This is a genomic window from Acinetobacter sp. ANC_7655 (assembly GCF_056784015.1).
The window spans coordinates 1-1,520 of sequence record NZ_JBWYJB010000027.1 but is presented as its reverse complement, the minus strand read 5'-3'; the positions used below and the strand labels follow the sequence as shown (position 1 = coordinate 1,520).

The window sequence follows — 1,520 nt, the reverse complement described above, 5'->3', positions numbered from 1 at the left end:
TAATGTATCGTTGCCTTTACCACCCTCTAACTTATCCCCTCCATATTGAGCAATAAGTAAATCATCTCCATCACCCCCATAGAGATAATCGCTTCCTTCTGTACCTTTTATAATATTTTCATCCATCGAAGAGTCAGGTTTATAGGTTCCAGGAACTTCACCAATATTAAAGATTTTCTCCGCTGTATTTCCTGCAACATCAGTTGCAACAACTTTATATTTAGTTGAATCCCAACCTACCGTATTATTCAGCTCCACAGCCTGCCATTCATCATTTACCCATTTGTAAATTTCATATTCATCTGCTGGTGCATTAAAACTAACTTGGTCATTTTTTGTATTATAGCTAAATACAGATTGCAACTCAGGTGCAGTCCTATCAACTGTAATGATTTTCGTATCTGTATAGCTTTCATTCCCTACAAAATCGGTCACTTTCGCTCTAAAGCTATATGTACCTTCATCTAAGAAATTAAATCCATCCCCCCAATAATCAAATTTACTCCAAGTTACACCTCTATCTGTTGAATACTGATACTCGACTATACTATTTAGCTCATTGCCTTGAATCGCCAAATCAAATGATGAATCATTCGTGATACCATCAATCTCCGAGATACCAGAATCATCTAAATCAGTAAAAATCAATTCACCTGCTACTGGTGGTGTAATATCCGTAGTGATATAAATCATATAATCGCTTTGGGTTTGACCATCTATACTGATAATTTCAATATTGAGTTGATCATTTAGCCCTTTCGCATTGAAACCAGATTCAGACCATCCTGACTGATATGTGTAAGAACCATCAACATTTAATGTAATAGAACCATGTTCTGTTTTGTAGGTAATGGATTCAACATTGCCCTTACCATTTTCAACTCGGATTTCTTGATCACCTACTTTTAGAATATAACTTTCTGGTGATTTACCTCCACCATCAGCATCAAAAACAGATCCACTTACCATTTCATAGCCATTAAAAACTTGCTCACGTAGTGTAATGTTTTGATTAACATCTATATAAATAGAAGTAGATGGAGCGTTGACTTGTAAAGTCACTGTATATTTACCACTAGATAAACCACTACCTAAACTGATAGTTTCAATAATCGGTCTATTATTAGTTGATATTCCAAAACTTTTATTTTGAGTTGAATGAATTCCACTTCCTTGAATAGTGTAACTATAGGAAGCATTTAAATTGCCAGTATAGTTTTCCAAACGCAGTTGAATTGAACCATTTGAGCCATCAATATCAATTTCAAATGTTTGTTTTGAAATATTTTGATAATAGGAACCTATATTAACACTCTGGTGTTCATCCCTAGTTATCTCAACGAATTTCTCAATCAACTCAAAATGAGTATTGCCATTTTCTAAATTAGGAATGGGGGCATAGATTACCTTAGATAAATTATTTCCAACCTTGTCAGCTGCAATAACTTCTAACTTCTCACCATTACTATAGACTTTATCTAGAACCACGCTGTAGCTACCATCTTCACTAGCAACTGCTG

General features: G+C 34.7%; 1 protein-coding gene. It reads right to left on the bottom strand.

Annotated elements, in window-relative coordinates; all coding sequences use genetic code 11:
- The coding region (locus AC1M9N_RS14435; protein WP_481954966.1) for an Ig-like domain-containing protein at window positions 1-1,520 on the bottom strand (1,520 nt) is incomplete at both ends.